This window comes from Chryseobacterium sp. 14P4.3.2, assembly GCF_057799275.1.
Genome location: NZ_JBYOKO010000001.1, coordinates 733,409 through 759,474, shown reverse-complemented (window position 1 = coordinate 759,474; position 26,066 = coordinate 733,409). Strand labels below are relative to the sequence as shown.

Here is a 26,066-nt window from a genome sequence, read left to right as displayed (position 1 = left end):
TTGAGGGGAAAATGATATGATTTACCTATATATATAAATAGACATCTATATTATATAGCGTAGAGGGAAACGCCTATTATCACTTCTCTCCTATTTATATTGTATCTATTTATTCCTTTGATTCAACTTTTCAACTATAATGGACAGTATCATTAATTATTTTCCGGAGATCATTTATAAGAATGATAAAAAACCATAGCCCTGATAGGAATGGTTACCCCGCAACAGGAAAGGGAATGCTGTCGGGTTTGAGCGAAGGGAGGTTTGGGAGTGAGGAGTATAAATGAATAGCAGGATAAAGCTCCTTATAAAAATAGTAAAACAAGGTATACATTTGCCTATAATTCTATTTCCACGAGCAAAAAAAAACATTCCGTAAGAATCCTGAGTGTCAGGGAATCCTACGGAATGTGAATATAAGATATGGATGAAATTCTTAATTCAGAACATATGATGTTCCGTCTCTTCCATCTTTTAATTCAATTCCTTCAGCAAGCAATTTGTCTCTAATCTGATCTGAAAGGTCAAAGTTTTTAGATTTTCTTGCCTGATTTCTAAGTTCGATCAATACTTTCAAGGTCTGATCAAGCTTTTCATTATTATTTTCTTCTACAGACTGTAATCCCAGAACATCAAAGATAAAGGCATTCAATGTAGATTTTAAATCTTCAAGATCTTCTGTAGATATTGTCTCTTTATCATCTTTTAGAGCGAAGATATATTTTACTGCTTCGAACAAGTGGGCAATCAGGATTGGTGAATTGAAATCATCTGTTAATGCGTCATAACATTTGTTCTTCCATTCTTTAAGACTGAAGCCTGACTGTTTTGTATCGTCAGGAGTAACTGAGTTTAATACTTTTACGGCTTCCATCAATCTGATAAATCCTTTTTCGCTGGCCATCATGGCATCATTGGAAATATCCAGAACGCTTCTGTAATGTGCCTGCAGAAAGCAAAAACGTACAATTGACGGATGAAAAGGTTTCTCAAAGAAGTCATTATCTCCGGTTACCAACTGCGTCGGAAGAATATAGTTTCCTGTAGATTTACTCATACGCTGGGAATTCATCGTCAGCATATTGGCATGCATCCAGTAATTAACGGGAGCAGTATCATTACAAGCTTTCCCTTGTGCAATTTCACATTCATGATGTGGGAATTTTAAATCCATTCCTCCACCATGGATATCGAAGGTTTCTCCTAGATATTTTGTACTCATTGCTGTACATTCAAGATGCCATCCCGGGAATCCTTCTCCCCACGGGGAGTTCCATCTCATAATATGAGCTGGGGATGCTTTCTTCCAAAGGGCAAAATCCTGAGGATTCTTCTTCTCACCCTGACCGTCCAGGTCTCGGGTATTAGCAAAAAGTTCTTCTATGTTACGTTTTGAAAGTTCACCGTAGTTCAGACCTCTTCTATTGTATTCCAGTACGTCAAAGTATACTGAGCCATTGCTTTCATAGGCAAATCCTCTATCAATCAGCTTTTGAGTCAGCTCAATCTGTTCTACAATATGTCCTGTAGCTGTAGGTTCAATATTTGGAGGAAGCAGATTGAACATATCCAAAACTTTATGGAAATCCACTGTATATTTCTGTACGATTTCCATTGGTTCCAGTTTTTCTAGTCTGGTCTGCTTTACGAATCTGTCATTATCTACATTTCCGTCATCGGTAAGATGTCCTGCATCTGTAATATTTCTAACGTATCTTACTTTATACCCTAAATGCATTAGGGTACGGTAAATAAAATCAAAAGAAAGGAAGGTTCTTACATTTCCCAAATGTACATTGCTGTACACCGTAGGTCCGCAGACGTACATTCCTACGTTTCCTTCTAAAATAGGTTTGAATATTTCTTTTTCTGCTGTAAGAGAGTTATATATTTTTAATTGCATTTATTTTAAGTTAAAAGATTTAATGATTCAAGATTCAAAAATTAGTTAAAAAATAATTCTGTCACAACAAATAATCGTTGTGATGAAAATTTTATCTGAAATTTTTTTAAATTTTATCATAATTAAATCGCTTTTAAATGGTGCTGCAGATGATTCAGGTAATCATTGATCATAAATTCCAATGTCAAAACCCGAGGTTCTGCTTTTGTGGTATCACAAGTTCTCTGCAGTGCTGTATCAGGAATATTTTCAACGATATGAGCAATCTGATCATTTAAAGCCTTCCACAGGTGAATCAAATCTAATGTCGGAACGTTCTGATAGTCCTGAGCTTTCACCCAGGCGTTCTGATCGTATACAATATTCTCGTTCTCCTTATACTGCGTGACTACAAATCTACGGATATTCGTAAAAGCGCTGTCACAAAGATGCCCAATAATTTCTTTTTTAGACCATTTATCAGGTGAGATCTTCTCTGACCACTCTACTTCAGTGATATTTTGAAATCTCTGAAGCTCATTATCCGTGATATCTCTAAGGATCTGATATTTCATTTCGTGTTAATCCAGTTTTGCATGGCTCCCTACGTAATGTAAGAATTCCTGTCTTGTAATAGGATTTGTTCTGAAGATCCCACTGAGTTCTGCTGTAATAGTGGAGCTTGCTGTATCTTTTATTCCTCTGCAGTTTACACAAAGGTGTTTTGCATCGATGATACAAGCTACATTTTTCGTTCCCAATGCTTCTTTTAAAGCATTTACGATCTGCATGGTCAATCTTTCCTGAACCTGTGGTCTTTTGGCGTAGTAGTCCACAATTCTGTTAATTTTTGAAAGACCAATTACTTCTCCGTTGGAGATATAAGCAACGTGTGCTCTTCCTATAATAGGTAAAAAGTGATGTTCACAGAATGAATATACCGTGATATCTTTTTCTACCAACATCTGACGGTATTTATATTTATTGGAAAAAGTAGATATACCCGGCTTATTTTCAGGGAGAAGTCCTCCAAAAATTTCATTCACATACATCTTGGCAACACGCTTTGGGGAATCTTTTAAGGAATCATCAGTCATATCTAATCCCAGGGTCTCCATAATTTCTCCAAAAAGCGCAGTAATTTTTTCTATTTTTTCCTGTGGCGATTTATCAAAAGCATCTTCCCTTATAGGCGTATGTTCTTTTCCAGTGAAAATATCATCGTCGTTATCAGTAAAATCAACCATTTTTATTTAATTTGCAGCAAAAATACGGATAATATCCATTCCTCTATTTTTTCCGAAAGTTTTTTATTAATTTTTTGGATCGTCAGGAACCTCTATGATTTCTATAATTTGAATCATGAAGGTTTCAATTGGGATGAAAAACATTATCTTTTATAACCTACTCTGATTAAAAAGTATATGATTATTGTCGAAGAAGTACAAAACAAGAACCATAAGAGGGAATTTCTTGAATTCCCTGCACAACTTTATCAACACGACAAAAATTATATCCGTCCTTTAGATAAGCATATTGAAGAAGTCTTTGATCCTGAAAAGAATAAGTTCTTCAAAAATGGAGAATGTAAAAGGTTTTTGTTTAAAAGAAATAGTAAAACGATTGGCAAAGTTGCCGTTTTTATCAATTCCTGCTATGAGCAGAAGCAGCCAACGGGAGGAATAGGTTTCTTTGACTGTATTAATGATCAGGAAGCTGCTAATTTTATATTTGACCACTGTAAAAATTGGCTTCAGGACAGAGGAATTGAAGCAATGGATGGACCTATTAATTTTGGTGAACGTGATAAATTCTGGGGGCTTTTGATAGAAGGATTTATTGAACCTTTGTTTGGAATGAACTATAACTTTCCTTATTACAGGGAACTTTTTGAAAATTATGGTTTTCAAATTTATTTTGAGCAGCTCTGCTTTACAAGGCCTATTTTTGCAGAAGTTTCGCGGGTTTTTACCATTGCGCATGAAAAAAACAGAAGAAATCCTGCCATCTCCGCAAGGCCGATGAAGAAGAATAATCTGTCTAAGTTTGCTAAAGATTTTACTGAAGTTTATAATAAAGCATGGGCCTCTCATGGTGAAGGGAAGCAGCTGGAAGCAGCTAAAGTACTGAAAATGTTTAATACCATGAAACCTATTATCAATGAGCACATCTCCTGGTTTGTGTATGAGAATGAAACCCCCATCGCAATGTGGATCAATATTCCTGACCTCAACCAATGGTTTAAATATCTAAATGGAAAATTCGGAATTTTTGAAAAGCTTAAATTTTTGTTGTTAAAGCGGTTTAAAAAGAATGAAAAAATGGTTGGTCTTGTCTTCGGTGTGGTACCGGAATGGCAAAAGAAAGGGATTGATGGGTATATGATCTGGGAAGGCACCCAACATTTAAGAAAGCATACGGGTTTCACAACTACGGAGCTTCAGTGGATTGGTGATTTCAATCCTAAAATGGTTAAGATTGCAGAAACTCTTGATACCACAGTCACCAGAAAACTGGCTACTTTCCGATATTTATTTGACAGAAACAGAGCGTTTGAGAGGCATTCGACCTTATAATCCGTAATTTTTTTATTGCATCATTTTTTAAATAATAAAAAAATAGTATTTTTGAACCTAACCATTGAACAAACTTAAATAAAACAAACTCAAAATGAGAAAAGTAATTATATGCGCTTTATCCGCTGCATTTGGTATCATTAATGCCCAAAATTTAACACCTGGCTCTTACCAGCCTAACTATTCAAGTACTCTTTCTGTAAATAGCCTTGGTGGTGACCATGCTGTATTCGGAGTAAAATCAGAAAATTCAGGAAGAGCATTAAAATATGATGAAATTATTGGTTCACCTTATTATAATACTGAATTCTTCATGGCTAAAGTAGCAGAAAACTTTGATAAGGTACCTGTAAGATACAACAGCTATACGGATGAAATAGAATTCCAAAAAGAAGGAAAACCATTAGTTCTTCCCAAAGAAGATCAGTATGCCAGAATTGAAATAGCTTCGCCTAAGAATACTTTAGTATTTCTACAGACAAACGATGAACTAAGCGGTTATTTTTTTGAGATTGTAAACGGTAAAAATAAACTATACAAAAAGGTAAAGACTAAGTTTAATGATGCTGTTCCGGCTGCCAATTCTTACGCATCCGATAAAGCAGCTTTCTTCAAAGCTTTAGATCCGGTTTATTATATCCGTACAGAGCAGGGTTTTATAAAAAAACCTAAAAAAATAAAAGATATTCTGGAGGTCTTTCCTGGTAAAAAAGAAACTGTAGAAACATTCATTAAGTCCAATAACATTAAATTGAATAAAGAAGAAGATCTAATAAAAGTAGTTGCTTTTTTAAATGCATAAAATTAAACCCTGTGAATATTCACAGGGTTTCTTTCATTTATGGTACTTTTATTAGAATAGCTCACCGGCTACTTTTTTAATATTATCACTTTTACCCATTGAGTAGAAATGTAAAACCGGAACTCCAAAGTCTAAAAGTTCTCTGCATTGGGCAATTGCCCATTCTATTCCGATTTGCTTTACCGCTTCATTATTCTTTGCATTTTCGACTTCATTGATCAGCTCTTCAGGAAGGTCTATTTTGAATACCTGAGGTAGGATTTTCAAGTGTTTCTTTGTCGCTATGGGCTTAATTCCGGGAATAATCGGAACTGTGATTCCCATTTCTCTTGCTTTCTGAACGAATTCAATATACTTTTTATTGTCAAAGAACATTTGGGTGACGATATAATCTGCTCCGGCGTCTACTTTTTGTTTCAGCCACTTCAGGTCATAATTCATGGAGGGAGCTTCCATATGTTTTTCCGGATATCCGGCTACTCCAACACAGAATTTATTAAGCTCGTCACAAACCTGTTCTTCATTATGCAGGTATTTCCCTCTTCCCAGATCATTAATCTGATTGACCAAATCCATTGCACTGGCATGTCCTCCCTGTGTAGGCTCAAAATATTGATGTCCTTTCATTGCATCACCTCTCAAGGCCATTATATTTTCTATTCCAAGGTACATACAATCTACCAGAAGGTATTCTGTTTCCTCTTTGGTGAAGCCACCACAAAGAAGATGCGGAACAGTATCTACGTTATATTTATGTTGGATCGCGGCACAAATCCCTAAGGTTCCGGGGCGCATTCTGGTAATACGGCGTTCCATCAATCCATTCCCTTTATCAAGATAGATATATTCTTCTCTTGAAGTAGTAACATCAATGAAAGGAGGTTTGAATTCCATCAACGGATCTATATTCGTATAGAGGTCTTCAATACCAATCCCCTTTTGTGGTGGAACGACTTCTAAGGAGAATAAAGTTTTTCCATTTGCGTTTTTAATGTGTTCTGTTATCTTCATGTCAATTTTAATCTGCTAAATTGGGTGACAACCATTTTCTTGCTTCCTGCATGCTACAACCTCTTCTTGCAGCATAATCCTTAAGCTGGTCTTCTGTAATTTTTCCTAAGCCAAAATATTTTGCGTGCGGGCTTCCGAAATAGTATCCGGAAACTGACGCTGTAGGAAACATGGCTAAGCTTTCTGTAAGAAACACACCGGTATTTTCTTCTACTTTTAAAAGATCCCAGATGGTTTTCTTTTCCAAATGATCAGGACAAGCCGGATAACCTGGTGCAGGACGGATTCCTTTGTATTTTTCAGCAATCAAATCTTCGTTGCTCAACTGTTCCTGGACTGCATACCCCCAATATTCTGTTCTGACTTTTTTATGTAAAAACTCGGCATAAGCTTCTGCGAAACGGTCAGCAAGGGCTTTTACCATAATCGAATTATAATCGTCATGGGCTTTTTCATATTCTGTGGACAGTTCATCTGTCCCAAAGCCTGTACTTACACAAAAAGCTCCCATGTAATCGGTTTTACCAGAGCTCTGAGGGGCAATAAAATCACTTAACGCCAGGTAATCTTTTCCTTTTGATCTTTGAGCCTGCTGTCTTAGTGTTAAAAATCTAGCCTGCTCTTTATTATTTTGATCAAAAATTAAAATATCATCGGATTCATTTGAATTAGCTTTAAAAATTCCAAAGATTGCTTTTGCTGTTAAAAGCTTTTCGTCTAAGATTCTCTTTAAAATAACCTGGGCATCTTTGAATAATTCTCTAGCCTGAGCACCTACGACCTCATCTTCTAAGATATTCGGGTACTTCCCATGTAAATCCCAGCTTCTGAAGAATGGCGACCAGTCGATGAAAGGTAATAATTCTCTCAGGTCCTGATTTTCAACTACTTTTATACCTAGATTATTTGGGATGAAAATATCTTCATTTTTCCAATCTATTTTGAAACGATTATCTCTTGCTTCTTCAATAGAAACATAGTCTTTGTCTACCTGTCTGTTCAGAAATTTTTCTCTGAAGTCTGAATAATCACTCTTCAGATCTGAAACATATTCTTTATTCCGGTCACCCAATAATGAACTTACTACATTTACTGCCCGTGAAGCATCATTAACATGAACAACAGCATTTTTATATTTTAAATCTATTTTCACAGCGGTATGAGCTTTTGAAGTTGTAGCACCACCAATCAGTAAAGGGAAATTCAGATTCTGTCTTTCCAGTTCTGAGGCTATATACACCATTTCATCTAAGCTTGGAGTGATCAAGCCGCTTAATCCAATGACATCTACTTTCTGATCAATAGCTGTCTGGATAATTTTTTCGGCAGGAACCATAACACCAAGATCTACGATTTCATAGTTGTTACATCCTAAAACTACACTTACAATGTTCTTTCCGATATCATGTACATCTCCTTTTACTGTAGCCATCAGGATTTTTCCGTTGGCAGGTCTTGAGCCGTCTTTTTCAGCTTCAATGTAAGGCTGCAAATAAGCAACTGCCTTTTTCATTACTCTTGCTGATTTTACAACTTGTGGTAAAAACATTTTCCCGCTTCCAAATAAGTCTCCTACAACTCCCATTCCAGTCATTAGGTTAATTTCTATCACATGAAGGGGTTTTGCCGCTAATTGTCTGGCTTCTTCTACATCTTCTTCAATAAAACGGTCAATTCCTTTTACCAAAGCATGGGTAATCCTTTCCTGTAACGGTTTATTTCTCCATTCCAGGTCTTCGGTTTTCTCTTTTTTTACTGATTTGTGTTTTTCAGAATAGTCGAGAAGTCTTTCTGTAGCATCTTCTCTTTTATCAAGAATTACATCTTCTACAAGCTCAAGAAGTTCTTTATTGATCTCATCATAAACTTCCAGCATCGCTGGGTTTACAATACCGATATTCATCCCGGCCTGGATCGCATGATAAAGGAATACGGAGTGCATTGCTTCTCTTACGGTATCATTTCCACGGAATGAAAATGAAACGTTACTCACTCCCCCACTTACAGAGGCGTAAGGAAGATTTTGCCTTACCCATCGCGTTGCTTCGATAAAATCGATGGCGTTTCTCCGGTGTTCATCCATTCCTGTTGCAACGGGAAAAATATTTAAATCGAAAATGATATCTTCTGCAGGGAAACCAATCTGATTGACCAAAATATCATATGACCGTTGTGAGATTTCTTTTCTCCTTTCAAGATTATCTGCCTGTCCAACCTCATCAAATGCCATTACAATTACAGCGGCACCATATCTCTTAATGGCTTTGGCATGTTTGATAAATTCTTCTTCCCCTTCTTTCAGACTGATTGAGTTTACCACACATTTTCCCTGGGCAACCTGCAGACCTGCCTCTAAGATTTCCCATTTGGAGGAGTCTACCATGATCGGGATTCTGGAGATATCCGGTTCTGAAGCGATTAAGTTCAGAAATTTAATCATTGACGCTTTTCCGTCAATCAGTCCATCATCAAAGTTAACGTCCAGAATCTGGGCTCCTCCTTCTACCTGATGGCGGGCAATATCTAATGCTTCAGAGAATTTCTCCTCTTTTATAAGTCTTAAAAATTTTTTGGACCCGGCAACATTGGTTCTTTCACCAACATTGATGAAATTACTTTCCGGGGTTATGATAAGAGGCTCAAGGCCTGATAATCTTAAATACTTCATCGATTTTATTCTTCTAAAATATAGTAGGCATTATTTGCATTCTGCCTTAATAAATCTCTATGCTTACCTAAAGCGGCAAACAGTGGAAATCTTTTATAAGCTAAACCATGTTCTCTGGCAAAGCCTTCAATCTCTTCTGTGATCTCATTGTAATACATATAGCTGTAGTTCGGAAACAGATGATGGGCAACATGAAAATTAAAATTCCCCAATACGTTTCTTACCAGCCAGTTATTTTCTTTTAAATCATTAGTCACTTCCAGCTGATGGCGAAGCCAACTAAACGGAAGTCCGTTTTTCTGATCCAGTCTTGGAAAAGCATTATCAGGAAGCGGATGCAAGGGTAATAAAACAAACAAAGCAAAAATACTTGCTGAGATTACCTGTAAAAACCATGCTCCCAGTGCCAGACCAACGGATACTTTAAAGAACACGACAGGAATCAAAATCTGATAAAAAAAGTAGAATAACTTATAACTGATCATTTTTACTTTTTCTCTAACAGGTATTCTTCCCTGGGTTTTCAAAATCACTCTTTCCTTATCAAAAAAATCTCTAAAGTCTCTTATAAACATCCAGTTGAATAAATACAACGGATATACTAAAAAGAAGAACTTATCCTGATATTTCTGAATCCCTTTAGCTTTTATCCATGGAACTATTAAAAGCAGCCCGCTCTGTTCAATATCTGTATCCCATCCATCTACATTCGGATAAGCATGATGGCTTGCTATATGTCTTTTTTTCCAGATATAGGAATTGGCTCCCACAAAATCAAAAATGTGCAATACCATCTCATTCAACCTTCTACTTTTGTATATATTATGATGGGCGGCTTCATGAATCAGGTTTAAATAAATCAAAACCAAAAAAATTCCCATTGCAATAAAACTAAGAATATAAATCCAATGCTTTTCAGCATTAAGAACAGCAACGAAGTATAAACTCACATAGATCAGCGGCAGTATAATAGCTTTGATCTGAATGTAGATATCCCTGTTCTCAGGAATTGCTTGTACCCTTTGGTTCACTTTCTTTCTGAGTTCATTAAACAATCGGGCATCATCTGAATCTTTTAAATAAATCGGCTTTTCCATCTGAATAGATTTTATGATTTATTTAAAGTTAATATTTATAATTCAGCGGACATTATTGATTTTAATTAAAAAAATCTATCAAATAACTAAAATTCCTTCAATTTTCTTGGTGGATAATTTTCTACCAAATCAGCAATCGCTTTTATATGTTCTGGTGTAGTACCACAACATCCTCCGATAATATTAATCAATCCTTTTTCTGTATATTCTTTAATCTGTCTTGCCATATCTTCCGGTGTTTCATCATACTTTCCAAAAGCATTTGGCAGACCTGCATTAGGATAAGCTGAAATATAGAATTCTGAGTTATGAGCCAATGTTTCGAGATAAGGAGTAAGCTGATCTGCTCCTAATGCACAGTTGAATCCTACACTTAGCAAATTCAGGTGGGATACAGAGATCAAAAATGCCTCAGCAGTCTGACCGCTCAAGGTTCTTCCTGATGCATCGGTAATCGTTCCGGACACCATAATGGGAATTTCAATACCTCTTTCTTCCTGCAATTCGTCAATGGCAAACAAAGCTGCCTTAGCATTCAGTGTGTCAAAAATGGTCTCTACCAAAAGAATATCTGATCCTCCATCCAGCAAAGCTTCACATTGTTGTCTATAAGCTACCCGCAATTCTTCAAAAGTGATGGCTCTATAGCCCGGATCATTCACATCAGGGCTTAAGCTTGCCGTTCTGTTGGTTGGACCGATAGATCCGGCAACAAATCTCGGTTTATCCGGATTTTTTGCAGTGTATTCATCACAAGCTTTTCTGGCAATTTTTGCGGACTCATAGTTCAGTTCATACACGAGATCCTCCATATGATAGTCTGCCATGGCAATTGTTGTTCCTGAAAACGTATTGGTCTCAATGATATCAGCTCCTGCTTCCAGATATTTTTTGTGAACTTCTTCTATTGCGTAAGGCTGTGTCAGAGAAAGCAGGTCATTGTTTCCTTTTACAGGATGTTCCCAGTCTTTGAAACGTTCTCCTCGGTAGTCTTCTTCTTCAAATTTATAACGCTGAAGCATTGTCCCCATTGCACCGTCGAGGATTAAAATTCTTTCCGTTAAAGCTTTATATAATGGTTCTGAATTTTTCATTTTTTATCTATTTTGGCTAAAGCCGTTGGATATTTTGATCATCAAAACGGGACAAAGCCCGTTTCTCCTGAATTAATCTAAAGCCTGTTTAAGGTCTGCAATGATATCATCCACATTTTCCAATCCTACTGAACAACGTACAAGTCCTGCTGTAATCCCTACTTCATTTCTTTCTTCATCTGAAAGTTTGGAATGGGTAGTGGACGCCGGGTGCGTAACGATCGTTCTTGTATCACCTAAATTGGCAGAAAGTGAACACATTTGTATCTTATCCAGAAAGTTTCTACCACCTTCTATTCCACCTTTGATTTCAAAGGCAACAATATTTCCTCCAAGCTTCATCTGCTTTTTGGCTACTTCATAACTTGGATGAGATTTCAGGAATGGATATTTTACAAGTTCTACATTCGGATGGCTCTCTAAAAACTCAGCTACCTTCAACGCATTTTCACAATGCTTTTCTACACGGATTGCCAACGTTTCCAAACTTTTTGATAATACCCAGGCATTAAAAGGAGATAATGCAGGTCCTGTATTTCTTGCAAATAGATAAATTTCCCTGATCAGGTCTTCTTTTCCTACTGCTATTCCTCCCAGAACTCTTCCTTGCCCGTCAATCAGCTTCGTTGCAGAATGTACCACAACATCTGCACCATATTTGATTGGCTGTTGAAGATAAGGTGTTGCAAAACAGTTATCTACAATAAAAATAAGATTATGTTTTTTCGCAATCTGTCCGAAAAACTCAAGATCCAGAATTTCAATAGCGGGATTGGTAGGAGTTTCAAGGTATAAAATTTTTGTATTCGGTTTAATATACTGTTCTACATTCTGTGCATCTTCTGCTTTGAAATAAGTGGTTTCAATATTCCATTTCGGGAAATACTTTGTGAATAAAGTATGAGTAGACCCGAAAACCGACTGGCAGCTTACAATATGATCTCCGGCATTTAATAATGCAGCAAATGTAGAATAAATTGCTGCCATTCCGGTTGCAAATGCATAACCAGCCTCTGCACCTTCCATTTTTGCAATTTTCTCTGTAAACTCTGTTACATTAGGATTGGAAAACCGGCTGTACAGGTTTTTAGATTTTTCTTCGGCAAAGCTGGCTCTCATATCTTCTGCATCCTGAAAGATAAAGCTGGATGTAAGATATAATGGTGTGGAGTGCTCATCAAACTGAGTTCTTTCTGTCTGCGTTCTTATTGCTGATGTTTCAAAATTTTCCATATAGTTTTAATTAATTGACCAATGCAGCAGTCTAACCATGAGATTCTTCGCTTTTGCTTAGAATGATCATCATTGGTAAACTGCTACATTATTATACTGTTGCCTTAATATTATTTCGTTTCACTTAGTCTTAAAATATCTCCAAAAACACCTCTTGCTGTTACCAGTGCTCCAGCTCCGGCTCCCATGATAACGATTGGGTTTTCACCGTAGCTTTCTGTATAAATTTCAAAGATGGAATCTGAACCTTTCAATTGTCCTAATGCTGAAGTTGCAGGAACAGAAATCAATTTTACATCCAATTCTCCTTTCTCTTTCTGAAGATCACCATGCAAATCACCTACATATCTCAATACATGACCCGGCTCCTGATTTTCTTTGATTTTTTGATATTCTTCGTCTAATTCTTCCAGCCTTGTAAGGAACTCTGATTTTGAAACTTCAAGTAAGCTTTCAGGAACAAGGTTCTGGATATTAATATCTGAGAATTCATTGATTAAGTCTAATTCTCTTGCCAGGATCAATAATTTTCTTGCCACATCATTTCCTGATAAATCTTCTCTTGGATCCGGTTCGGTATAGCCTTTTTCTAACGCTTCATTGATAATGGTTGAAAATTTATCGTTTCTCAAAGAAAAATTATTGAAAACATAGCTCAATGTTCCGGAGAAAACTCCTTTAATTCTTGTAATATTTTCTCCTGAAAGGTGTAATAATTTGATTGTATCAATTAATGGAAGACCTGCTCCTACATTGGTTTCATAGAGGTAACGTCTGTTCTTTTTATTCAAAGTATATCTCAACTTGCGGTATTCTTCGATAGGCAGTGTATTGAAAATTTTATTGGAAGAAACAAGGTCAAAGCCGTTTTCTGCCAGCGTATGGTAGTTTTTGACAAAATCTTTACTTGCTGTATTGTCAACAACGATCAGGTTTTCCAGTTGATTTTCGTTGGAGAAATTAATCAGCTCTTCAACTTTTGACGGATGTTCTGCTGTAAGCACCTCATCACTCCAGTTAGATTCAAATCCTTTTTTGTTGAATGCTATTTTTCTGGAGTTAGCTACAGCCACTACCTTAAGGTCTATATTTTTACGTCTTTTGATCTCATCAGAAGATTCTAATACCTGATTGATCAAAGTTTTCCCTACATTTCCATGGCCAATAATAGCCAAATGAACGGTTTTAGGCTTTTTGAAAATTTCAGATTCTATAATATTTTTAGTTTTTTCATCTTGTGAAGAGGTAACAACTATATTGACTCTGTTTTCCCCTGCTATCTGGTTTAACAGCAACGGAAAGACATTATTTCTGGCCAATTCTGCAAGAACTTTATTAAAATCTTCTGCGACGAAACCTATTACAGAAACATTGTTGATGCTATAAATCTGTGATACTTTTCCTGATTTTCTTTCTGATTCGAATTCGTCAATAAGACAAGCTACTGCTTTTTCCGCATCCACTTCCTGAACCAATATTGAGATTCCGTTTTCTATCGCTTGCTGGGAAATTACTCCTACACTGATACGCGCTAAAGTAAGCGCTTTAAAAATACGCCCGTCAATTCCGATTTCACCTAAGAAATCTTCTCCTTCAAATTTGATGATTGATCTGTTCTTTAAAAACTTTATTTCGTTAACCTTTTTCATTACTGTATAAAATGTTTTTTATGATATTATTTAATTGTTGATATTCCATTAGGAAGGCATCGTGCCCGTGTATTGATTGGATCTCATGATAAGAGACATTCTTATTTTTCTCTTTCAGCTTTTCAAAGCACATTCGGATTTCAGAGGCTGGAAAGAATAAGTCTGTATCTACGGAGATCATGTGCATTCGTGCTTCTATCTTCTCCAGAGCGGCTTCATTTGCGTTAATATTCATCAAAAGATGATTCATCAGCCAGTATGCTTTTAAACTAAATCTTTCGTTTAGCGCATTACCGTGATAAACCAGCCAGTCTTCGGATTCTAAGCGCTGTTTCTCCTGATTGTATTTATTTTGAAATCTATCATTGAGCGATTGTGGAGTTCTGTAGCATAACATGGCATGGATTCTTGCCTTTTGTAAAGGTTCATCTTTATCATTCAATAAAAATTTCTGAACCATACATTGGGCATGAAGCCAGTCGTGAGTTCTGTAATCACAAGCTATAGGGATAAAAATCTCTGCAAGTGCAGGTTGTTTTGCAAGCATTTCCCATGCAATACCTCCTCCCAGAGAGCCTCCAATAATGGCATATAAGTTTTTGATCTGTAAAGCTTCAAGACCTTTCAGAAATAGACCGGCTATATCTGAAGGGGTGAAATCTTCATAATCTTCAATTAAAAAGTTATCGTAACCGTTTCCGGGTATATTAAAACAAAGAACTGTGTATTTATTGGTATCAACGATCTGGTTTTCGCCTACCAACTGCTGCCACCAGCCTTTTTCACCTGAAACTGCAGAGTTTCCGGTAAGGGCATGATTGATCAGGATGATGGGAGCTGTAAACGGGTCTTTCCCGAAAAGCTGATAGCTTAACGAGATATGATATTCCTTTTTGGAATTCGTTTGATACGAAAGATTAATGTAGTTTAGTTCTGTTTTCAATTCTATTATTTTAATACAATTGAAAATGCCACAGGAAATGGCTGAAAAGAACTTCAGTAAGTTATCTGTCCAAAATTATTTGGTAGAACGTAGCACCTTCTTTGCTTGCACAAAGGGTTGCTAAGGTTTCATAGGGTCTAATCCCTCAACCTTTCTTGATAACATTTTCAATATTTGAATGAACGAATGGTGCAAAGGTAGCTATTTTCTTTTAATTTCAAAAAAAAAATAATTTAATATTTTTAAAAGCCTTTAAACACAAGTGTTTCAAAGCAATATTAATAATTATTCAGATAAAAGGAATTGGAATTATTTTTCAAAAAAACTAACTTCGTATGGAAAAATGATGATATATGACTGCCGAAAAGGAAAGATTACAAGATACCAAATGGAAAAACTGGGGACCTTATGTAAGCAACCGGCAATGGGGCAATGTACGTGAAGACTACAGTACCAACGGAAATGCATGGAACCATACCAATCACAATAATGCGGAGAGCTACGCTTACCGATGGGGCGAGGAAGGTATTGCAGGAATTTCTGATGTTAAACAGCTTTTCTGCTTTGCTTTTTCATTCTGGAATAAGAGGGACAAAATTGTAAAAGAACGCTTCTTTGGATTGAGCAATCCACAGGGGAATCATGGTGAAGATATTAAGGAGATTTTTTATTATCTGGATAACACTCCCACTCATAGCTATATGAAAATGGTGTACAAGTACCCTATCGGAGAGTTTCCTTATGATGATCTTGTTACAGAAAATGGAAGGCGTGGCAAGAAAGACCCGGAGTATGAGATTTTTGACACAGGAATTTTTGATAATGATGAGTATTTTGATATTTTTATTGAATACTGTAAAGCAGATCACAACGATATTCTGGCCAGAGTTACTATCTGCAACAGAAGCCAGCATGATGCACCCATTGTCGTAATACCGACCGCCTGGTTCAGAAATAACTGGAAATGGGGCTACAATACTTATAAGGGAGCACTGAATGCGGATTCTCATGACGGAAGCATTAATATTGGGCATGACAGTATTTCAATCAAAAAAATATACTCGAAAAATGGAAATGCACAAAGTGTATTTTGTGAGAATGAGACCAATACTTCAAAGCTTTATGGAGCTCCTTTGGCTGAAAATAGTTATTTCAAAGATGGAATCAATAATTTTCTTATTCATCAGACCAATACGGTAAATCCGGAAAAAAGAGGAAGTAAAGCTTCTTTTCTGATTGATGAAATGATTGAGGCAGGCCAGTCTAAAGTTTTTGAATTCAGATTATGTCCAGTCGAAACAAATGAACCTTTTGCTGGGTTTGATGAAATCTTCGAGATCAGAAAAACGGAAGCTGAAGATTTTTACACCGAGGTTCAGTATGATACTGTAAACGAAGATGAGAAGAATGTACAAAGACAGGCTTTTGCCGGACTTCTTTGGAATAAACAATTCTATCACTATAATGTCGGAAAGTGGCTGAAAGGGGATCCAAATTTTGAGGCTCCAAGGAATTTTAATGACTATGTAAGAAATACGGAATGGAATCATCTTCACAATAAGGATATTATTTCCATGCCTGACAAATGGGAATATCCCTGGTATGCTACGTGGGACCTGGCATTTCACTGTGTTCCTTTTTCTATCATTGATGCAGAGTTTGCCAAAGGGCAGCTTTTATTACTGACTAAAGAATGGTATATGCATCCTAACGGACAGCTGCCGGCGTATGAATGGAATATGAGTGATGTGAATCCTCCGGTACATGCATGGTCCTGCTTCCGTGTTTTTAAAATTGATGAAAAAAACAATGGTAAACCTGATTTATTATTCTTAGAGAAAGTTTTCCAGAAGCTTCTTCTTAATTTTACCTGGTGGGTGAATCGTAAGGATAAGAACGGTAAAAATATTTTCGGAGGCGGTTTCCTCGGGCTTGATAACATCGGTGCTTTTGACCGGAACATGGAGTTAAAAGACGGACAGCATCTTGAACAGGCTGACGGAACAAGCTGGATGGCAATGTATGCATTAAATATGATGCGAATTGCGATGGAACTGGCTCAATATTACCAGGTATACGAAGATATGGCGATCAAATTTTTTGAACATTATCTTTATATCGCTGAAGCGATGGAAAATCTGGGAGAAGGAACAAAAGGTTTATGGAACGAGGAGGACGGATTCTTTTATGATGTTCTGCAGCTTGGAAATGGCGACAGTGTTTCTTTGAAATTACGAAGTATTGTCGGTTTAATTCCCTTATTCGCAGTAGAGATTGTAGATCACAGATTACTGGAAAAGATGCCTAATTTCAAAACCCGAATGGAATGGATCTTAAAAAATAAACCGGAGCTTACCAAGCTTGTTTCTCATTGGGATGAGGAGGGGCAAGGCAGAAAGCATCTGATGAGTATCCTTCGAAAAAACAGACTGACTAAGGTTCTCACCAGAATGCTTGATGAAAAAGAGTTTTTAAGTACTTATGGAATCCGGGCTATGTCTAAAGTATATGAAGAAAATCCCTTCATATTCTCTGTTCATGGGGCTGAAAATGTAGTGTACTATACTCCTGCAGAGAGTGACAGCAGGATGTTTGGAGGAAACAGTAACTGGCGTGGCCCGATCTGGTTTCCTATCAATTTCCTGATTGTAGAAAGTTTGCAGCGCTTCCATTATTATTATGGAAACAGCTTAAAGGTAGAACTTCCAACCGGAAGCGGCGATAAGAGAAACCTGGATGAGGTTGCTCAAAACATAAGTAAAAGGCTTTGCTCTATATTTTTAAAAGATGAACATGGGCAACGGGCTTTTAATGGTGGAAATCCAAAGTTTAATTACGATGAGCATTTCAGAGATTATATTACTTTCTTTGAATATTTCCATGGAGATAACGGACGGGGTGTAGGAGCTTCCCACCAAACGGGATGGACTGCTACTGTAGCAAAACTGATAAAACCAAAACTCAATTTTTAAGATGAGTGGTGATAATAAAAAACCGGATAAAATATCCGGTTTTTCTATTTTTTAAAATAAGAGATTAAATTTTTTCTCCATTCACATATACTTCATACCCGATTTCAACATTCGGTTCTAAGGTTTTTGATACGGAACAATATTTTTCAAAAGACAGTTCGGCAGCCTTCAACGCTTTTTTAGGATCTACTTCCCCTTCTAAAAGAAATTTAACTTTAATGGATTTAAAAGGTTTTGCATCATCTACCTGAATTCTCTCTCCTTCTACTTCTGCCTGAAAGCCTTTAATGTCCTGGCGCTGTTTCTTTAAAATAGAGACTACGTCAATCCCGCTGCATCCTGCTACTGCCATCAAAACACTTTCCATTGGAGAAACTCCTTTTGCTCCCGGTTGAGAAGTGTTATCCAGAAGGATAGAGTTTCCCTGAGCATTGGTACATTCAAATAAAAAGTCGTCGTTTATTCTGTTAAGTGTTATTTTCATTATTCAATAGATTAAAAACATTAAGACACCAAGTAGTGTCAAAATATAAATTGATTATTTACTTCGCAAAGTTATAAAATTCCTCTCGCTTTTATCTCCAAATATTTATTGATAACGTCAATATTCAAGTTTTCAGGAAGTGTATATACAGTGTAAATTCCATATTTACGAAGTTCCTGAATGATCAGTTTCTTTTCAAATTCGAATTTTTCAGCCACAATCTCGTCATATATTTCCTGCATATTTTCAGGATTATTACTGGTCAGGGTCTGCAATTCAGAATTTTTGAAAAATACCACTACCAGCAAATGGTTTTTAGCAATCCCACGAAGGTATTTAAGCTGTCGGTTCAGCCCGTCCAGTGTTTCGAAATTTGTAAAAAGAAGAATTAAGCTTCTCTGATTGATAGAATATTTTACATCCTGATACAAACGGTTAAAATCACTTTCAAAAAAATCGGTCTTAATATTATACAGGGCTTCTGATATTTTTTTCAGCTGCCCGGATTTGTTATCAGCTGCAATTTTATTTTCTGCTTTTTTTGAAAATGTCATCATGCCTGCACGGTCTCCTTTGCGAAGGATAATATGTGATAATGCCATAGCAGCATTGATGGAGTAATCCAGAAGGCTTAATCCATTGAAAGGCATTTTCATGGTTCGCCCTTTATCAATCAGGATAAAAATACGTTGTGATCTCTCATCCTGGAATTGGTTGACCATTAATCTGTTCGCTTTAGAAGTTGCTTTCCAGTTGATTGTACGGATATCATCTCCGGGAACATAGTCTTTGATCTGCTCAAACTCCATGGTATGACCCAATTTTCGGATTCTTTTGATTCCACCCATCAAAAATTCGCTTTGCAGCGCCATCAGCTCATATTTTCTGAGGTGAATGAAAGATGGATAGGAAGCCAGTGCAGCATCTTTCTGAAAAGTATATCTCTTTGAAACAAATCCTAAGGGTGACGAGGCATAGATATGCAATCCTCCAAAATGGTATTCTCCCCTCTCTTTAGGTTCTAATGTATATTGAAAAAAAGTATTGGCCCCGGAATCTATATGCTTCTTTATTAAAAAATCTCTTTTTTGAAACTGGAAAGGGATTTCATCAATGACTTTAGCATCGATTTTAAAACTGTAATTATTTTTAATATCAATCTTTACAAAATTTTCATCACCGTTGGAAAGTTTTTCCGGTAAAATTCTCTGAGCCTGCAGGGCATTTTTTTGATTAAAAAGCAAAAGATAATCCACCATCAGGGCAAGAAAGCATATTAACAAGACAATATGAGCTCCCCACATGAATGCCGGAAAGAAAAATGCTAAGACATACAGCGCCCCCACTCCGATGAGTGTGAGGAAAAAGCGTGTATTGATGTATAAGTTTTTCATTGTTTAGGTGGTGGGTAGCAGGTTATAGGTTTTAGGTGGCCGCTTATTAACTTTATCTCTTTCATTATTATTGTAAGGAGTTAATTAAACCATTCAACATTTTAGTAATTTCAATAATTCCCTGATTTAATTTTAAATAACTTTCTTCATTTAATAAATTAAGATTTTTGCAAATGGTCAGCTGTGTTTCAATTTCAGCACAACTCCCTCTTGCTATTTTCAAAAATTGCAGATAGTCAGGTTTACTTCTTCTTGAATTTCCTTCAGCAATATTAGATGGTATGGAAACAGCAGCTCTTCTTATTTGCGAAATCAATCCATAAATTTCACTCTTAGGAAAAAGCTCTGTTGCTCTATAAATGTCAGTAACAAAATCAATAGATTTCTGCCAAACTAAAAGCTCTTTAAAATTTGCCATATGTAATAATTTAAGCATTCACTCTCTATCACCTGCTACCCGCCACCTATTATCTGCTACCTATCTAGGAATCTCTATTCCTTCTAAAATCTGACGGATGATCTCATCTGCCGTAAGACCTTCCATTTCTCTTTCCGGAGAAACGATTACCCTGTGTCTCAGGACAGCATAACTTGCTTCTTTGATATCTTCAGGAGTCACAAAATCTCTTCCTCTTAGTGCGGCAAATGCCTTTGAAGCAGTAAGTAATGCCAGCGATGCTCTTGGGGAAGCTCCTAAATATAAGAACTGATTTTCCCGTGTGTTGATGATAATTTTAGCAATATATTCCATCAGCTGACCTTCCACAATGATTTCTTTTACCAAATGCTGATAACTCTTCAGCTGTTCAGCTGTAATCACTTTCTGTACGCCTTCTGTCTTATCTTCTTTTTTGCTTTCATGCTGATTTTTAATGATCGTAATTTCCTGCTCAAGGTTAGGATATCCTACATTGATCTTGAATAAAAACCGGTCCAGCTGCGCCTCAGGAAGTCTATAAGTCCCTTCATGCTCAATCGGGTTTTGGGTAGCCACTACCAGAAACGGTTCATCCATAATATAACGGGTTCCATCCATGGTAATCTGCCTTTCTTCCATTACTTCAAACAAAGCAGCCTGCGTTTTTGCCGGTGATCTGTTGATCTCATCAATTAATATAAAATTGGAGAAAATAGGACCCTTTTTAAATTCAAATTCAGAGTTCTTCACACTGAAAACAGATGTCCCTAAGATGTCTGAAGGCATAAGATCCGGTGTAAACTGAATTCTGCTGAAACCTACGTCTATTGTTTTCGCCAATAGCTTTGCTGTAATCGTCTTGGCCACTCCAGGAACTCCCTCAATCAGAACGTGTCCATTTGAAAGCAAAGCTGCCAAAAGGTGTTCTATCATATTTTCCTGCCCTACAATTACTTTACCGATTTCAGTTTTTACTTTATCAAGGCTTGTACGAAGTTCAATCATATCTATTCTTGACTGAAACTGTTCTTCGCTTTTATTAAGATTAATAGCGCTTTGGTTTTCTATATTTGAGTTTTCCAGGTTTTCCATAATTCTTTTCTTTGGTTTTTTGATAGGATTTTATTCTACCTTTTATTAAATCATCTGTTGGGATGTTTCTGTTTCTTTATTTTAATATTTCGTCTAGCAGTCTGTTGATTCTCGCAAGGTCTTCCTTCATTACGCTGGCATAAGGATCCTGAGCTTTTTTGATCAGCACGATTGCTTCATTGATCATTTCCATAGTTTTCCCTGTTTTTAGCTGCAGCTTTTTAGCAAATTCTTCATCTAAATTCTGGGTATCGATCAGCAGATCCAACCTTACTTTATTTAGAAAATATTGTGCTTTTTTTGCCATCATGTCATGAAAATCTCCTTCCTGTAGATAAAGATTTCCAATACTTTTAACAAAATCCAGAGAGGTATTTCTCAATGGTTCTAGCACAGGTATTATTCTCTGCTTTCTTTTTGCATTAAAGAAAATAAACAGCACAAGCCCTCCCAACAAAACCCACCATGCATATTTTAAGGCAGGGTTTGAAAGTACAAATTTCATAAAGAAGCGTGACTCTTTGGTATTGCTTTTCACAAACCAAACTGTTTCTCTATCCTGAAGATAGGAGAATACATCCTGCGCATATTTTGTATTTCCAGATTTGAGAAGATAATAGTTGGTAAGAAAAAGAGGCTCTGTATGGGCGTAAATATTCCCTTTTCCAAATTTCACTTTAATAAAGTTTGCCTGATCCGTGTTCTTCTTCTCCACCGTTTTCCCTAATACTTCAACTCCGGGTTTAATAAATGAAAATCCTCTTCCTGATGGAAATTTATCTAATATAACAAAATCGTTCTGGTATTTTTTCTCAGTAAACTTCAGTACATTTTCTTCTTCAAAAGAGATCTCAGAGTCGTAATATCCAATCGTATCTGAAACAGCTTTCGGCATACGGCTTACCATTAACATTGCATCTGAACCCTTTGCTACCTGATCCAGAATTTTTTTCCAGGATCCCTCATCAATATCATTTTCTATAACCAAAATATTATGGGTTTCTTTTGGTTGCTTGCTATAGTACTCGTAAGGAGACTGCTCAATAGTCTTCAGATTATTTTTAAAAAGATTTTTTGCTTCATTACTGAAAACAAAAAGACCAAAAGGAGATTTTTCATGAATATCAAAATTCTTTTGCCAGTTTACGGTCTCTTTTTTATTAACTTCAAGCAACGCCAAAATAATCATCACAATGATGAAAATTACAGCATATATTTTGAAAGTTTTATTCATGGTTTGTTTTATTATGGTTTAAATGCCTGATATTGATTTTTAAATTTCTGATAACTTTGTTCTTCAATATTGAATTCCCCATACCAGACATAATCGAAAATATAGGATAAATCGGAAAAGTCTTTTTGAAGATTCGGAGCTTTTAATTCTCCGGCATAATCTTTATTGGTTTTTTCAGGATTCCAATTGATCAGTTTTTTATCACTTAATCTTTTAAGAATAAACAAAAACTGGTAACGAACTGCAGAACGATAGTCTTTTTCATTTTCAAACTTTGCGATACTTTCAGGAAAATTAATTTCATGAATATTTTCATTCAGCTCCTGTACGTTAAGATCCAATTTCCTGTTCTTTTTTCCAAACATGAAATTTCCCTCTTTCCCAAGAATATATTTTATAATAAAATAAAGCAAAAAACCTACAAGAATAATGGCAAACAGACGAATAAGAACTGTCGTAAATTCTGCAGATTTTGTAAAAGCTGTTTCCCCGAATATACTTTGTAAAAACTGGTTTATTTTTCTCATCAGCTTTTGCGAGAAAGATTCTCTTGGCTTTGATGCAGAATAGTCAAATTCGTTTCCTTTATACCTTGACGGAATGTTTTCTTTAAACTGCTTTGGATAGACCACATTTTCTGAAGCCGGATTTTTCATCAATACCGAATCTGCACGAAGCATATTATGATAATGCCCGCTTATATAGAGAGAATCATCCAGATAATCACCTGCAGGCCCATCATCCTGCGCTTTGACAAGCCCAAAAGAGAGAGAAAACAATATGAAAAAAAGAATCTTATTCATTGATACCAATAGTGTCTATTTCTGCAAGTTCTACTTTCTGATGAAGGTCTGTTCTGCTGTCATAATACATTAATCCTGCATTCACATACATCAGATTCGAAAGAATGAATGAAAGCAGCATAGAAATTCCATAGAATACAAAAAATATAAGACCCAAAGCTCCAGTAAAAGGATTTTCCTCGAATTTACCATCTGGTGTAGAGGTAAGAACTGATCCGTAAAAAAAGATCAACGGAATATAGGTAAAAATGGAAGAAATGATTGATATAATAGTAATCATAACAATAGATCCCCCCCAATATTTCCAGTAAGGGGATTTTTCCCTTCCGTTCGGGTAAGAAAACTGTGATCTTATAGAATAGCTCAGACTTTCAAAAAACTTTCTGTCTGAATTAAAATAATCATACATCAAAAATGTAACAGCGTTAAATATCGTAGGATAGATTAAAAATATCAGGAAAATTCCTATGATTAGAAATATCAGGATATAGGAAAAGCCAATCACGAAAAAAGCCAGCGGTGCAACAATAAAAGTCAGTCCTATACATAGTTTGGCTATTTTTCCGGCATTTTTTTTAAAATCACTTAAAATCTCATCCGTTTTTACCTTTTCAGCTCCCTGGGCAATTCTTTTCAGGTAAAAAACAGGATAGAGATAACTTATTATCATCAAAATCATCAGCAACAGAAAAGTCAGTAATCCAATCCCTATCAACATTCCGGCGTTATCAGAGAAATACTGTTCGAAATAATAGGACTCACCGCCTAAATTGGAGGCAAAGATCTGAGCAAAAATCTCTTTATATCCAAAGATAGCCACAGCCACCATTAAGATCAACACCAATCCATTGATCAACAGATAGCTTTTTAAATAATTTTTCCCATATAATTTAAAGAAATTAAAGCTGTCACTGATAAAGCTTCCAAATTCTCTCTTTTTATAAAATTGCATCATTGATGTGTTTATTTGTTTTTTTATTGACAATAGAAGGGTACAAAAGATAGTAAAATATTACAATCGCAAGTGAACTGAAGATAATCACCAGATTTAAAACCAAAGGCATCTTCAGTGCGTGTCTTGTTACATAACCTTCAATAATTCCTGCACAAATTGTAAAGGGAATGGTGCTCAGAAATATTTTGAATGAATCTTTAAACCCTTTTTTAAAAGAATTAAATCTGGAAAAAGTCCTCGGAAACAGAATAGAAGCGCCTAAAATCAATCCACACATAGCCTCTATTACCATTGCAAAGATTTCAAATACTCCATGAAGCCAAATTCCTCTTGCACTATCTTTCAGGGCTCCGTAATCATAGAAAAAATATTGAAAGGCTCCCAGCATTACACTATTGGAAAGCAGCGCATATAAAGTCCCTACTCCTCCCGCAATACCATAAATATAGAGTTTGGCACCTACCTGAATATTATTGAAAATAATACCGATAGTGCTTCCCCAGGTAGAACCGCTTTCATATATTGCAACGGCATTTCCTTTCTTAATATTTTCTATGGTCTCATTCACGTAAGATTCTCCATTTGGTATGGCAACTGCTAAGAAACCTTTGTCATAGATCGCAGAAAGCACCCCTATTGAAGTAAAGAGAATAAAAAAAAGAAAAGCATAGGCAAGGTATCTCCGGTACTGGTACACCAATAAGGGAACTTCAGTCCTGAAAAAATAAATCAGCCTGTTTTGCTCTACCCTTTTTGTTTTATAGATCTTCTGAAAAATCTGAGAAGACAAATGATTCAGGTAAACCGTCGTATTACTTTTAGGGTAATAAGTCTGGGCAAAAGAAAGATCATTGATCAGGTTAATATATAACGAAGACAGGTCATCAGGATTTTTTTTAATTTTCCCATCAATAACCTGTTCTATTCCCAACCATTTTTCTTTATTTTGTTTAATGAAATAAACTTCTCTCATAATTGTAAGGCTAAAATAATAAAAAATATGTCTCAAATTGCGATAAATACCTCACAAAATGTAAATATTAGCTTTAATATGGCCAGTATAGGAGAAAGAATGCTGGCATTCATTATTGATCTTCTGATAAGGGTAGCATATGTGGTTATTGTACTCTATCTGTTCTTCAATATTTTTGATTTAGGGTATCTATTAAACGGACTTGATGAATGGTCTATCCGGGCAGTTTATATTATTCTTACATTCCCTATTTATATCTACCCTCTTGTATTGGAAAGCCTTATGGAAGGCCAGACTCCAGGCAAAAAGGTCATGAAAATAAGAGTTGTGAAAATTGATGGATATCAGGCTGGTTTTGGTGATTACCTTATTCGATGGGTATTCAGGATTGTTGATGTTTCTTTCGCAGGAGTGATCGGATTAATTTCAATGATTGTTTCGAAAAACAACCAGCGTTTAGGGGATATAGCCTCAGGTACTGCTGTTATTTCTTTAAAAAACAATATTAATATCTCTCATACCATTTTGGAAAATATTCAGGAAAATTATATTCCTACTTTCCCACAGGTTATTGCTCTGAGCGATAATGACATGAGGATCATCAAGGATAATTATACGAAAGCGCTAAAAGTAGATGACCGCCAAATTATCAATAAACTTTCAAATAAGATCAAAAGCATTCTGAAGCTGGAAATAGATCCTACTAAAATGACAGAAAGACAGTTTATTAACGTTATTATTAAAGATTATAATTACTATACCGGGAAAGATAATTAACAACAAATC

22 protein-coding genes and 1 riboswitch are annotated in these 26,066 nt (G+C 36.0%); of the genes, 4 read left to right on the top strand and 18 right to left on the bottom strand.

Annotation, left to right across the window (positions count from 1 at the left end):
- Window positions 1-436 precede the first annotated feature (436 nt).
- The 3 genes from cysS to folE form a co-directional block, all read right to left on the bottom strand.
- Window positions 437-1,903, bottom strand: coding sequence for a cysteine--tRNA ligase (gene cysS, locus AC27VX_RS03535; protein ID WP_488693866.1), 1,467 nt, complete (start codon window positions 1,901-1,903; stop codon window positions 437-439).
- A gap of 122 nt (window positions 1,904-2,025) precedes the next feature.
- A complete protein-coding gene (locus tag AC27VX_RS03530; RefSeq protein WP_488693864.1) occupies window positions 2,026-2,457 on the bottom strand; it encodes a DinB family protein in 432 nt (143 codons plus the stop codon).
- Between the two features lie 6 nt (window positions 2,458-2,463).
- Window positions 2,464-3,129, bottom strand: a complete 666-nt coding sequence (folE, locus tag AC27VX_RS03525; protein ID WP_236857194.1) for a GTP cyclohydrolase I FolE — start codon at window positions 3,127-3,129, stop codon at window positions 2,464-2,466.
- 177 nt (window positions 3,130-3,306) lie between these two features.
- Here folE and AC27VX_RS03520 point away from each other — a divergent pair, with 177 nt between their 5' ends.
- Together AC27VX_RS03520 and AC27VX_RS03515 are read left to right on the top strand one after the other, a co-directional pair.
- Entirely contained in the window at window positions 3,307-4,458 is a 1,152-nt protein-coding gene (locus AC27VX_RS03520) for a hypothetical protein (RefSeq protein WP_236857193.1), read from the top strand.
- Window positions 4,459-4,552: 94 nt separating this feature from the next.
- Window positions 4,553-5,260: a hypothetical protein gene (locus tag AC27VX_RS03515; RefSeq protein WP_236857192.1), complete on the top strand. Its 708-nt coding sequence runs from the start codon at window positions 4,553-4,555 to the stop codon at window positions 5,258-5,260.
- 51 nt (window positions 5,261-5,311) lie between these two features.
- Here the strand turns inward: AC27VX_RS03515 and metF are convergent, their stop codons facing one another.
- The 7 genes from metF to AC27VX_RS03480 form a co-directional block, all read right to left on the bottom strand.
- On the bottom strand, window positions 5,312-6,271 hold the full coding sequence (metF, locus tag AC27VX_RS03510; protein WP_300688939.1) for a methylenetetrahydrofolate reductase [NAD(P)H]: 960 nt from the start codon (window positions 6,269-6,271) through the stop codon (window positions 5,312-5,314).
- Between the two features lie 7 nt (window positions 6,272-6,278).
- On the bottom strand, window positions 6,279-8,939 hold the full coding sequence (gene metH, locus AC27VX_RS03505) for a methionine synthase (protein ID WP_488693861.1): 2,661 nt from the start codon (window positions 8,937-8,939) through the stop codon (window positions 6,279-6,281).
- Window positions 8,940-8,944: 5 nt separating this feature from the next.
- Window positions 8,945-10,036 carry a fatty acid desaturase family protein gene (locus AC27VX_RS03500; protein WP_488693859.1) on the bottom strand — a complete coding sequence of 364 codons (1,092 nt, stop codon included), beginning with the start codon at window positions 10,034-10,036 and terminating at the stop codon, window positions 8,945-8,947.
- An 86-nt stretch (window positions 10,037-10,122) separates the two neighbouring features.
- Window positions 10,123-11,130 carry a homocysteine S-methyltransferase family protein gene (locus tag AC27VX_RS03495; RefSeq protein ID WP_236857188.1) on the bottom strand — a complete coding sequence of 336 codons (1,008 nt, stop codon included), beginning with the start codon at window positions 11,128-11,130 and terminating at the stop codon, window positions 10,123-10,125.
- Between the two features lie 72 nt (window positions 11,131-11,202).
- Window positions 11,203-12,363 carry an O-succinylhomoserine sulfhydrylase gene (locus tag AC27VX_RS03490; protein ID WP_236857187.1) on the bottom strand — a complete coding sequence of 387 codons (1,161 nt, stop codon included), beginning with the start codon at window positions 12,361-12,363 and terminating at the stop codon, window positions 11,203-11,205.
- Between the two features lie 110 nt (window positions 12,364-12,473).
- A complete protein-coding gene (locus AC27VX_RS03485) occupies window positions 12,474-14,012 on the bottom strand; it encodes an ACT domain-containing protein (protein WP_300688927.1) in 1,539 nt (512 codons plus the stop codon).
- Complete coding sequence (locus AC27VX_RS03480; RefSeq protein ID WP_488693857.1) at window positions 13,999-14,955, bottom strand: alpha/beta fold hydrolase; 957 nt, start codon at window positions 14,953-14,955, stop codon at window positions 13,999-14,001. The genes AC27VX_RS03485 and AC27VX_RS03480 overlap by 14 nt, the downstream gene beginning before the upstream one ends.
- Window positions 14,956-15,013: 58 nt before the next feature.
- A riboswitch (SAM riboswitch) is annotated at window positions 15,014-15,120 on the bottom strand.
- Window positions 15,121-15,308: 188 nt separating this feature from the next.
- On the opposite strand from AC27VX_RS03480, the gene AC27VX_RS03475 reads away from it, so the two are divergent.
- Entirely contained in the window at window positions 15,309-17,927 is a 2,619-nt protein-coding gene (locus AC27VX_RS03475; RefSeq protein ID WP_488693855.1) for an MGH1-like glycoside hydrolase domain-containing protein, read from the top strand.
- A gap of 64 nt (window positions 17,928-17,991) precedes the next feature.
- On the opposite strand, the gene AC27VX_RS03470 is transcribed toward AC27VX_RS03475, so the two are convergent.
- The 8 genes from AC27VX_RS03470 to AC27VX_RS03435 form a co-directional block, all read right to left on the bottom strand.
- Window positions 17,992-18,411, bottom strand: coding sequence for an OsmC family protein (locus tag AC27VX_RS03470; RefSeq protein WP_300688918.1), 420 nt, complete (start codon window positions 18,409-18,411; stop codon window positions 17,992-17,994).
- Window positions 18,412-18,482: 71 nt separating this feature from the next.
- Window positions 18,483-19,805 (bottom strand): DUF58 domain-containing protein, encoded by a 1,323-nt coding sequence (locus tag AC27VX_RS03465; RefSeq protein WP_488693853.1) that lies wholly within the window; start codon window positions 19,803-19,805, stop codon window positions 18,483-18,485.
- A 67-nt stretch (window positions 19,806-19,872) separates the two neighbouring features.
- The gene (locus AC27VX_RS03460) at window positions 19,873-20,223 is read right to left on the bottom strand and encodes a four helix bundle protein (RefSeq protein ID WP_488693851.1); all 351 of its coding nucleotides are present in this window, start codon (window positions 20,221-20,223) and stop codon (window positions 19,873-19,875) included.
- 60 nt (window positions 20,224-20,283) lie between these two features.
- On the bottom strand, window positions 20,284-21,315 hold the full coding sequence (locus tag AC27VX_RS03455; RefSeq protein ID WP_236857180.1) for an AAA family ATPase: 1,032 nt from the start codon (window positions 21,313-21,315) through the stop codon (window positions 20,284-20,286).
- 76 nt (window positions 21,316-21,391) lie between these two features.
- Window positions 21,392-22,549, bottom strand: a complete 1,158-nt coding sequence (locus tag AC27VX_RS03450) for a hypothetical protein (protein WP_488693850.1) — start codon at window positions 22,547-22,549, stop codon at window positions 21,392-21,394.
- A gap of 11 nt (window positions 22,550-22,560) precedes the next feature.
- Window positions 22,561-23,352, bottom strand: a complete 792-nt coding sequence (locus tag AC27VX_RS03445; protein ID WP_488693848.1) for a DUF4129 domain-containing protein — start codon at window positions 23,350-23,352, stop codon at window positions 22,561-22,563.
- Window positions 23,345-24,307, bottom strand: a complete 963-nt coding sequence (locus AC27VX_RS03440) for a DUF4013 domain-containing protein (RefSeq protein ID WP_488693847.1) — start codon at window positions 24,305-24,307, stop codon at window positions 23,345-23,347. The genes AC27VX_RS03445 and AC27VX_RS03440 overlap by 8 nt, the downstream gene beginning before the upstream one ends.
- The gene (locus AC27VX_RS03435; protein ID WP_236857175.1) at window positions 24,291-25,280 is read right to left on the bottom strand and encodes a stage II sporulation protein M; all 990 of its coding nucleotides are present in this window, start codon (window positions 25,278-25,280) and stop codon (window positions 24,291-24,293) included. Before AC27VX_RS03435 ends, AC27VX_RS03440 begins: the two co-directional genes overlap by 17 nt.
- Before the next feature lie 27 nt (window positions 25,281-25,307).
- Here AC27VX_RS03435 and AC27VX_RS03430 point away from each other — a divergent pair, with 27 nt between their 5' ends.
- Complete coding sequence (locus tag AC27VX_RS03430; protein WP_236857174.1) at window positions 25,308-26,057, top strand: RDD family protein; 750 nt, start codon at window positions 25,308-25,310, stop codon at window positions 26,055-26,057.
- Window positions 26,058-26,066 lie beyond the last annotated feature (9 nt).